The following is a 10,083-nucleotide window of genomic DNA, read 5'->3' on the forward strand; positions in this document are numbered from 1 at the left end:
GGTCGCTGACCCGCAGCCAACGTGAGCCTGGAATCCCCCTGCTTCAGCTGGGGGAGGATTCAACTTGTGTCAAGACCGCCGCACGCATCACACGCACGTTGCGCAGCCACCCCTGGACACCGTGGCGCGCCGAGGTGACCACCCCGCGCTTCGGCACGCCGCGGCTCGTCCTGCGCGACCCGTCGACAGATGCGGCCATGCACCTGAAGCACGCCATGGTCAACCAGCCGCAGCAGCTGACCGACGGCCTCGTGTGGTGGTGCGCTACCCCCGGGCAGGGCGGCGTCCTGTCCGCCCCCGGTGGCGGTACCTTGACCTGGGCCGTCCCGCTCCGCCGCGGTCGGCGCCGGGCCCGCTTCCGGTGGATTCTGCTGTCCGGCCTGATGATTGGCGGCCTTGGCATCGCGGGATCGGAGGCGGCCGACCACGACCCCATGGTCGAGCTGACCGTGATCGACGGAACGACCGCGCCGGGCCCGTGCAAGGTGCGCTTCAAGGATCCGTTCACCGGTGAGCGCAGGACGGGCGCATTCGCCTGCGAAGGCCACCGTGATCCGCTCATTCCCACCTATGAGGTGGGCTGGGCCGTCTCGTACGGCCCGTGGAAGGAGGACCTGTACAACGCCGATTGGGACGGCACGGCGGCCAACTCGGTGAACGACGCCTTCTTGCTGGGGGGCCTGCTGCTCACGCTCACCGGCGGCGTCGGTGGCGCGATCTCCCGCCACCACCGCAAACGGTACGCCACCGCGCCCGATGCCCCGCCTCGCACCCCACTCTCGCGCCGGGCCGCCCGTGCCTCGCTCGTGTGGGTGGGGCGCGCCCGCCGTACTCTGCGTCGATGACTCGTCCAGGACCAGGCGGTGCAGTTTGGCCCGCACGCGGGCGGCGGCACCACCGTCGACGGCCGTGCCATCGCGTGGTAGCCGGTGGTCTTGGCCGGTGGGTCCGCGAGGCCCGCCGGCCGGGATGTGCCTGCCGGTGAGGAGCGGCGACGCCCAGGCACAGCGGTGGCTCTTGCAGTCGTCAAGCGAGATGCCATACGGTCCAGCAACTTACCAACTGGTAATCAGCGGAGGTCCAATCTCGTGGCCGACAGCAGCGCGCGGACCGTGCGTCCCCCCATGTCCTCCCGGAGCCGATCGTGGTGGGGCTGGGGTGCCGCGGACGAGGCGTTGCCCGATGCCGAGTGCGTCGCCCTGGGGGCCCTGGTCTCGGATGCGGTACAAACCCCGTTGCCCGTGCCCGATGTTGCCGCCCTCGCACTGCCGAAGGTGCGCATCGAGCCGCCCCGAGCACTCGCCCCTGTGATGTCGGCCGCGCCTGAGGACCGGGCTTCACACACCTACGGCAAGGCGTATCGCGACGTGATCCGCGCCCTGAACGGAGACCTCGCGCCGGCGCCCGACCAGGTCGCCCGCCCCAGTACCGAGCAGGAGGTGATCGACGTCCTTGACTGGGCTGCGGACACGGACGTGGCCGTCGTGCCGTACGGTGCAGGCAGTTCGGTCGTCGGCGGGGTCGAGTACCGCGCGGACCGGCACCGCGCAGTGGTGTCCCTGGACCTCTCGTCACTCGATCAGGTATTGGAGATCGACCGGGTCAGCCGGGCCGCCCGGATCCAGGCCGGCGCCCTCGGCCCCGGCCTGGAGACTCAACTGCGGCCGCACGGACTCACACTGCGCCACTTCCCGCAGAGTTTCGAGTTCTCCACCCTGGGCGGCTGGCTCGCCACCCGAGCCGGCGGCCACTACGCCACGCTGTACACCCATATCGACGACTTCGTGGAGTCGTTGCGCGTCGTGACGCCCGTCGGAGTCAACGAGTCGCTGCGGCTGCCCGGTTCGGGAGCGGGTCCGTCCCCTGACCGGTTGTTCCTGGGCTCCGAGGGTGCACTCGGCGTGATCACCGAAGCCTGGATGCGGCTGCAGGAGCGCCCGCGCCACAAGGCGTCGGCCACTGTGCTGTTCGACGATGTCCACGTAGCCATGGACGCCGTACGCGCCGTCGCACAATCGGGGCTGCACCCGGCCAACTGCCGGTTGCTCGACCCCGGGGAGGCCGCCCTGGCAGGAGTTGCACGGGACAGCCAGAGCGCACTCATTCTCGGCGTGGAATCGGCCCACGTCCCTGTCGACGGGCGCCTTGCAGAACTCCTCACTCTGGCCCGCGACCACGGCGGCACGCCCTTGCCGACGGCGCCAGGCACCCCGAACGCCGCCGCGGACACCTGGCGCTCGGCGTTCCTGAGAATGCCCTACCTCCGCGATGCACTCGCCCGCATGAGCGTGATCATCGAGACGTTCGAAACCGCCTGCACCTGGGACCGTGCGCCGCAGCTGTACGAGTCGGTGCGCAGCCAACTGGCCGATGTCGTACGGGAGGTGACCGGCGCCGCCGGCACGGTCAACTGCCGCTTTACGCATGTCTATCCGGATGGACCCGCGCCCTACTTCACGGTCATCGCTCCGGGGCGGCGCGGTGAGGAGGTCGCGATGTGGGACCGGATCAAGTCAGCCGCCATGGAGATCCTTCACGACCTGGGCGCGACTGTCACCCATCATCACGCGGTCGGCCGCGACCACCGGCCCGGTTACGACCGCCAGCGTCCGGAGCCGTTCGCCCTTGCACTTCGTGCCGCGAAAGCGGCACTCGACCCTGCCGGGATCCTCAACCCGGGCGTACTTCTCGATTGACTTCCACCGGATGACACGCGAAGCGACCCGGTGCTGAAGCAGCCCGAGCGCGCTTGCGGACCGTTCGGCGATCGGCTGGTCTTCGCCGTGTGGCACCAGGCCATCAGGGACTGCTCCATCCCGTGGCCACCGGAATGTGACCACCTTGGCCGGACGCGGACGCGGCGGTGGCCCCCGGCCCTACCCTGTCGACCACGGGGCCCACTGCACGCGAACTCCACCAGTGGAGGGGCACCATTCTCATGACCGCCACGATGAACGACTCGTTTAAATTATTATGTTGACGCCAATGCGTGCGCTGTCTCATCCTCGCCTCATGTCATCGACTCCCGATCAGCACACCGACCCCTTCACTCCTCCGCAGCCGGAGCAGGCGCGAGCGCACCGCGTCTATGCGTCTCTGTTTCGCATCGCTGAGCGGCACGCGGCTAGCGACGAACAGCGCCGGCGGCAGGTCCATCCCTCGGTCATCGGGCCGCACGAGGCCGTCAGACTCGTGTCATTCCTGCTCAGCGGGGCCGCACAGCCGCAGGACGGTGAACCGGAGGTGGACCACGCCGACATCACTGCCGCGTTGAGCCTCGTCCCGCTGGTTCGCTCGGAGATGGACGAACTGGAAACCGGACTCCTCCAGATGGCGCGCGGCCGTGGCATGACCTGGCAAGAGATCGCCTTCGGGCTCGGGTTGGGCACTCCGCAAGCAGCCAGGCAGCGATACGAACGGCTGGCCGGCCGCGCCTCGGCCGGCGCGGAAGGCCCGCAATAGAAGGGCACGCCCCGGATTTGCTTGCCGCCCAGGGGTTGAGTATTCGGGGGCTGGGGCGTCCAAGCGCCTGGCCACGTCGCCCAGTGACTGCGACATGATCCTCTTTGACCTGTCGCAACGAAGGTTGAGCAGTTCTCATCGAAGGTTGATGAGGCTGAGCGCTTCAGTCGGTACCTGAGTGGCTGAGTTGGCACCGCTGCGCATCCGACGTGGCGCACGAAGCCCTCCCGCGCACGACGTGCTGGCGAGCCGGGGGCATTTGATCGGCACCCCGAACCATCCCGATCCGGTGGAAGCGCAACCGAGGTGCCGGCCAAGGCTCGCTCGGGACGGCGGCGCCCTCCTCCCACCACCCAGAGCCCGGACGGATGCCGTCCAGAACGCCCGCCGGGGCTGGTGGTATAACACGGCCATAGGGTGAGGGCATGACGGTGGCGGCTGATGGACAGGCAGCGGAGCGCTCCGCGCTGCGGCGTGCGTTGAACGAGTTGGACGCACGGCTCGCCGAGGCCACCGAGCGCGGGCCCGGAGTACACCTCCGGTTCGGACCCCTGGTCGAGCGACTGCGGACGCCGGCGGCCGCTTTCCTGCAGCCGGATCTCGAGCGCCGACTTGCCGGTCACGTCGACACCGACGACTCCTTCGCGCGGGACCGGATCGCCCATGTCCTGGCGGGCGCCTGCGGTGCGGCCGCCCTGCCTGCCCTGCTGCGTGCGAGGGAGAGCGATCGCAACGACGACGGGGACACGCTGGAGCTCGACGTCTTGGACCTGTTCTCCGCGTGGCCGGAGGAATCGATCAGTCTGGTTCTGGGCTGTGTCGGCTCCGATGACCCGAGGACCCGTCGAGTCGGCATCTGGGGCCTGGCCATCATCGACTTCGGCGGGGCGAAGTACTTCGGGTTGGTCGCCGACGCGGCGTCCGACCAGGACCCGCGGGTGCGCGCCTACGTGATGAGCACCCTCGGCACCATCTTCGGCGTGGGAGATCCCCCACGGGCCCGGGCCATCCTGATCTCCGGCGCCCGCGATCCCGCGCCCGAGGTCAGGCACAACGCCGTGGCGGCCCTGCGCTCGTCGCGCGACGAGACGGTTACCGACCTCCTGGTGGCCTGTGCCGATGACACCGACCGCTGGGTCCGGTACCAGGCAGCGTGGTCCCTGTCACGCCGACCGGGCTCGGCAGTCCGCGCCGCGCTCGAACGTCTCGCGGCGGACGAGGACGGCGACGTTCGCGACGCGGCGCGCGCTGTTATTGGGAAGGTGGCGTAGTCGAGGGCGGCCAGGCAGCCGCCGAATTGCCGGCCGGTTCGTTCATTCCGTCGCCAGATGGAGACCGGAGGTCGGTGACGTGTCGGCCCGAGACGCCCGCTGTACGCGCCTCGCCGACCCCGCCCTGACCAGTCCACTCAACCTTCGATGAGAAGAACTGCCTGTCACCAGCCTTCGCTGAGAAACGCTCAACCTTCACTGCGAGAGATCACTCTTGGCAGGCACTGGGCGAACGGTGCCTGATACGGCACCAGTTACTACCGACGAAACTCGCTGACCTGCGATGACGAGATGGTTCGGTGCGCCCGGATCCCGGGCTTCCTGGTCGGCCTTCGCACCGAGGAAGGTCGGACGAGAGGAGCGCTGTCCACGGAAGACTGTCAGTCCCCCTTCCTATGATCACGGCATGTCTGATGCCTTCACCGTCTTGTGGACCCATGACACCTGCCGTGCCCTGCGTAAGGCGGGTCGCGTGGGAGAGCGGCCGCCGGTCGCCTTCAGCGGCATCCATTCCTCCCTGCCCGCCTGGTCGAGTGCTCGTGTTGGGGATGAGGTGTACGCGCTGCACGTCAACCGATGTGTCGTGTTCGTGGTGAGCCGGATGCGGGTGATCGACATGAATCGGCGCGACTGCTGCGGCACCGCTCCCGCAACGTGGCAAGACCCGGCGTTTCCCGGGCACGGCGACTGGTCGATGCTCGGTGCCGGCGGTTGTGGCGCCGCGGCGGTGCATGTGGACGCGTCGCCCGTACGTTTCGACATGCCGATCCCCGGCGATCTTCTGGCGAGGCTTACCTGGCGTAACCGCCGAGGTCGGACTCGCGGTCTGAAGCACGTGGTCGATGGCCGTCTCGAGCGCTCGATCAGCCTCCAGGGGTTCTACCGTCTGACCTCAGAGTCGGCCGGGGAGTTGGCGGAGGTCGTCGGCAACGCCGCTCCTTGATGCCGAGTGACGGTCGGCAGGCGAGTTGGAACAACCTGCCCCTCGGCCCTGACCACGGCGGGCGGCAGAAGCAAGCGCATCCATCGAAGTTCGCCCATCCTCCTTCGAGCAGAGTTTGTCGCTCACTTCTGTACCGGGGGGAGGTCGTGCGCGGTCTGCCAGTCGTCCAGGGGGACCCGGCAGCTGTTGAGCATGCTCGCAAAGAAGCGATAGAGACCCACCAGGGCGAACACCTCGAGCATCTGCTGCTCGTCGTATCGCTCGGTCAGTGTCGTCCAGGTGCTGTCGCTGATGTCGGTGAGCCACTTGCCCGTGGACATGGTCGTCGAGCCTGCGCGTGAGTCGGCCGAGTTGCTCGTGCCGCTCTGGGGCAACGCGGCCGGACTCTGAGGGGTGTTGTCGTCAGCGGGCCGCCTCGGCGCGTGCGTAGGTGCCGGGTCGGGAGCTCCCTTGGCCGCGGCCACAGCCCGGCGTGCCAGTCCCGGTCCAGATCGCCTGTGTCGAATACGCTGCGAGGACGTCCGACCGGGCATCCTCGACAATGCGTACGCCTGGGGATGCCGCCTGGTGGCGGCTCTTCACGTGGGCCCGGATGGCGCAGCTGCCGGATGCGGAAGGGGTATGACATGAGATCCCCAGGCGTGCACCTACGGGAGATCACGGACGACAACCGGGACGCTGTTCGTGCCCTCCGCGTCCGACGTGACCAGAAGCAGTTCGTCGACTCTGTGTCCAAGTCGCTCAAGGAGGCGGCAAAGAAACCGGACGCCAATCCCTGGTACCGCGCCGTGTACCGCGGCGACGAGCCGGTCGGCTTCGTGATGCTGTCGTGGAAACCGCCGGCTGGTCCTTACCAAGGGCGGTATCTCCTCTGGCGCTTCCTCATCGACAAGCGGTACCAGGGGCAAGGGATCGGCCGAGAGGCGCTCCTGCAGATCATCGACCTGGTTCGCGCGGACGGCGCCACCGAGCTGCTGACCAGCTACGAACCCGGCGAAGGCGAACCGTGGCCCTTCTACCAGAAGTTCGGGTTCGAGCCCACCGGGGAGATCGACGACGGCGAGATCGTTCTGCGGCTCGCCTTCCCCGCTCGATGAGCTCATGCCGGAACACGGACGGTATCGACCTCCGGTGGTCACACGACGAAGAACGCGGTGGGGGACCGGAAGGCTTTGCCGAAGGCGGAGGGCGCTTCATGGGTCACGACCCGCAACCGATTCGAGTTCCTGCCACGCCTGGCCCTGATGCTGCGGTCACAAGCTGGTGACGACCAAAGTGACGTCGTCACGTGCGTCTCGGCTGACGCAGAGTCGGCCCAGCAGAGCGTCGGCGAGGTGCTCTGCATCCTGCCCGGAGCAGGCGGTGAGGACGCCCGCCTCACGGTGCACATGGGAGACCGACCGTGGCAGGCGACAAAGGTCCGTGCTGGTGCGTCGATCCTCGGCGAGATGGTCTTCATGACCGTCCCCTCAGGGACGCTCGACCGAAGTGATCAAGGCGTTGACTACCTTCAGTGCCGGCATCGTGACAGCTGTTCTGAACGCCGCGATCAGCGCGGCGTCGGCAAGCCATGTGCTGAGCGCCGGTGCTCCGGCTGTGTACGACGGGTTGCTTCGGCAGATCACTCCGAGGCGCACCAGCTGGCGGGGCCTTCTACGGCCGGGTGATCTCTGCCTCCTCCACTGTGGCATTGCGCCGGTGAGGGCTCGAGGGCGGCGGGCCGGGGCGGCGACGGAGGGGGCACAGGCCGACACGTCTTGTGAGCCGAGGGGGCGGCGCGCAGGAGCCAGGAGCAGGCTGGATAGTGGAGGTGGGTTGCCGTGGCGCACAACGAAGCCATCTCGCCCGTCGAGGACGCTGCCGTACTGGAAGCTCTATTCGATCAGTCCCCTACAGGCCTGCTCATCTTGGACACGGACCTGCGCATCCTACGGCTCAACCTCACCAGGCCGGCTCTGCACGCAGTGCACCCGGAACAGACCACGGGCCGACACATCACCGACGTATACGACCTCTCGGCACCCGCTGAGGTCGAAGCGATGCTGGCCGGCGTACTGGAGAGCGGGGCGCCCGCACGGGGACAACTGGTGGGGGTGCGTCCGAAAGGCGCACCGGGGCCGGAGTACCTGTTCTCCGTCTCGGCCACTCGCCTGGAGAGCCCGAAGGGGAGGATCTGGGGGGTGCTGGCGGAGATGCTCGATGTCACCGAGCGCGAAAGGGTGAACGCCCGCCTGCGCGTCTTCGGCGCGGTGCGCAGGCACGTGGGCCAGACCCTCGACGTGGTGGCCACCTGCGAGGAACTGGTGCAGGAGGTGGTGCCGAGTCTTGCCGACATCGCCGTGGTGGAAGTGGTGGACGCAGTGATACGTGGCGACAACCCTCCGCCGAGCCCTCTGGGGCGGGAGGTGCCGCTGCGCCGCGCCGCCGTCGGCCACAGCGGCTGCCAGGAGCAGCTTCAGGCCCATCCGGTGGGTGACGTACGCGCCCTGCCCTTCCCGACGCCTTACGCCCAGACGCTCGCCGACCTCAAGCCCCGCCTCGTGGCCCTCGGCCCCGACACGCCCTGGCTGGCAGCCGACCCGCCACGCGGCGAGGCGATCCGCGTATCCGGTGCCCATAGCCTTGTCACAGTGCCCCTGACACTGCGTGGAACCGTGCTGGGGCTGCTGAGCATGTACCGCACCGATGAGGCGGACGCCTTCGACAAGGGTGATGTCACTCTCGCCCTCGCGGTGGCCGCTCACACCGCGCTGTGCATCGACAACGCCCGACGCTACACCCGCGAACACACCATCGCCTTGACCATTCAGCGCCACGTGCTGCCTCCGCGTTTTTCGACGCGGACCACCGTCGAAACCGCACACATGCATGTGCCCTCCGAGGTGGGCGGAGGCGGCGGGTTCGACACCTTCGCCCTGTCCGGTGCCCGCACCGCGCTGCTGGTCGGCGAAGTCGCCGGCCAAGGCATCCACGCTGCCACCACCCTGGGGCAGATACGGACCGCCATCCACTCATTGGCCGCACTCGACCTGGAGCCCGACGAACTCCTCGCACGCCTCAACGACACTGCCATCAGCCTGGCCGAAGAACGCTCATCATTGCCGCCCGACGACCGCCTGCCGCTCGGGGGAACCTGCGTGTACGCGGTCTACGACCCGCTCGCCCAGACCTGCACCATCGCCCTGGCCGGCCACCCTCCACCCGTCATCGCCCATCCCGACGGGAGGACCGAGGTCCCTCACCTGCCGAGCGGACCACCGTTGGGCAGTCCGGAAGGGCCCCCCTTCGCCGCCACCACGATCTCCGTAGCCGACGGCAGCATTCTCGCCTTCTACACCGCATCCCTCCTGCACACCTCCCCGTCCCCGGACACCCTCCAAGGGGTGCTGGCCCACCCTGACCGCCCACTGCAGGATCTGTGCGATGACGTGCTCTACCGGCTGCGGACCGACACCCGCCACGGCGACATCTTCCTCCTCCTCGTGCGCACCCACGCATTGCCTGCCGACCAGGTCGCCACGTGGCAACTCGACCCACACCCCAAAGCGGTCGCCACGGCGCGCAGCCACGCCCAACATCAACTCACCCTTTGGGGAGTGGATGAGGGAACGGCCTACACCGCCGAATTGATTGTCAGCGAACTGGTCACCAACGCTGTCCGCTACGGCATCCCCCCTCTGCAGTTGCAGCTCATCAAGGACCGCACGCTCACCTGCGAGGTCCATGACGGCAATCCTCTCGCGCCGCGGTTGCGCCACGCGAAGACCATCGACGAGGGCGGGCGCGGCTTGTTCATCGTTGCTCAACTCGCGCAGAACTGGGGCGTCCGCTACTGCCTCGACGGCAAGACGGTCTGGGCCGAGCAGACGCTCTGACCAGCGGCCAGGCGTCGGTGAAGGCAGCGCTGGTGCGGCTCTTCCGGGGGCGGGCCTACAGCCCGCCGCCCAGGCAGCGCAACGCCACCTTTCGGCTCAGTCGATTTCGACAGCGCGGCGCCTTCCGCGCGGCCTCCTCGATAACCCGGCAGATGTGCGTGAGGAGGCCCCGCCTCTCCGACAGGGGCCGTCGGACAAGGCTCAAAGGCGCCCTCGACAGCAGCCGGGACCGCACCGCCACTGATCGGCGTGGGGGACAGCGCGATGTGGGCCGCAGCATTCACCGGCGGTACGGCCGTGTTCGCGAGCTGAGTGACCAACCTGGGGAACGTGCGGGCCGCCCGGGTCCAGGCCGAGATTCGGCACAGGCACAACACCGGGGACTCGTACGGGAGTTGCGGCGGCCTGACCATATCGGGCTTCAGTACAGCCGGGTACCCAGGGTGTCGGCGCCTTTACGCGTCGGCGCCAAGTGTGAAAGGAACGAAAGCGGCGTTGCGCAGCAGGGGAAGGGGAGGTTCGGCGACGGACA

7 protein-coding genes and 1 pseudogene are annotated in these 10,083 nt (G+C 68.4%); 7 read left to right on the forward strand and 1 reads right to left on the reverse strand.

Going from position 1 to position 10,083, the window contains the following annotated elements; genetic code table 11:
• The 5 genes and pseudogenes from VXC91_RS38550 to VXC91_RS38570 all read left to right on the forward strand — a co-directional run.
• Positions 1 to 845, forward strand: a pseudogene (locus tag VXC91_RS38550) (hypothetical protein); the annotation flags it as partial.
• Positions 846 to 1,124: 279 nt separating this feature from the next.
• Complete coding sequence (locus tag VXC91_RS38555) at positions 1,125 to 2,696, forward strand: FAD-binding oxidoreductase (RefSeq protein ID WP_329512017.1); 1,572 nt, start codon at positions 1,125 to 1,127, stop codon at positions 2,694 to 2,696.
• A 316-nt stretch (positions 2,697 to 3,012) separates the two neighbouring features.
• The gene (locus VXC91_RS38560) at positions 3,013 to 3,462 is read left to right on the forward strand and encodes a DNA-binding protein (protein ID WP_329512011.1); all 450 of its coding nucleotides are present in this window, start codon (positions 3,013 to 3,015) and stop codon (positions 3,460 to 3,462) included.
• Between the two features lie 425 nt (positions 3,463 to 3,887).
• Positions 3,888 to 4,733, forward strand: coding sequence for a HEAT repeat domain-containing protein (locus VXC91_RS38565; RefSeq protein ID WP_329512012.1), 846 nt, complete (start codon positions 3,888 to 3,890; stop codon positions 4,731 to 4,733).
• 406 nt (positions 4,734 to 5,139) lie between these two features.
• Positions 5,140 to 5,676: a hypothetical protein gene (locus VXC91_RS38570; protein WP_329512013.1), complete on the forward strand. Its 537-nt coding sequence runs from the start codon at positions 5,140 to 5,142 to the stop codon at positions 5,674 to 5,676.
• Between the two features lie 122 nt (positions 5,677 to 5,798).
• On the opposite strand, the gene VXC91_RS38575 is transcribed toward VXC91_RS38570, so the two are convergent.
• A complete protein-coding gene (locus VXC91_RS38575) occupies positions 5,799 to 5,996 on the reverse strand; it encodes a carboxymuconolactone decarboxylase family protein (protein ID WP_329512014.1) in 198 nt (65 codons plus the stop codon).
• A 306-nt stretch (positions 5,997 to 6,302) separates the two neighbouring features.
• Here VXC91_RS38575 and VXC91_RS38580 point away from each other — a divergent pair, with 306 nt between their 5' ends.
• Positions 6,303 to 6,773 (forward strand): GNAT family N-acetyltransferase, encoded by a 471-nt coding sequence (locus VXC91_RS38580; protein ID WP_329512015.1) that lies wholly within the window; start codon positions 6,303 to 6,305, stop codon positions 6,771 to 6,773.
• A 723-nt stretch (positions 6,774 to 7,496) separates the two neighbouring features.
• Complete coding sequence (locus VXC91_RS38585; protein WP_329512016.1) at positions 7,497 to 9,551, forward strand: SpoIIE family protein phosphatase; 2,055 nt, start codon at positions 7,497 to 7,499, stop codon at positions 9,549 to 9,551.
• The last annotated feature ends 532 nt before the right edge of the window (positions 9,552 to 10,083 follow it).

Origin of the sequence: Streptomyces chiangmaiensis (genome assembly GCF_036281785.1) — a bacterium.
Taxonomy (GTDB): Bacteria; Actinomycetota; Actinomycetes; order Streptomycetales; family Streptomycetaceae; genus Streptomyces; species Streptomyces chiangmaiensis.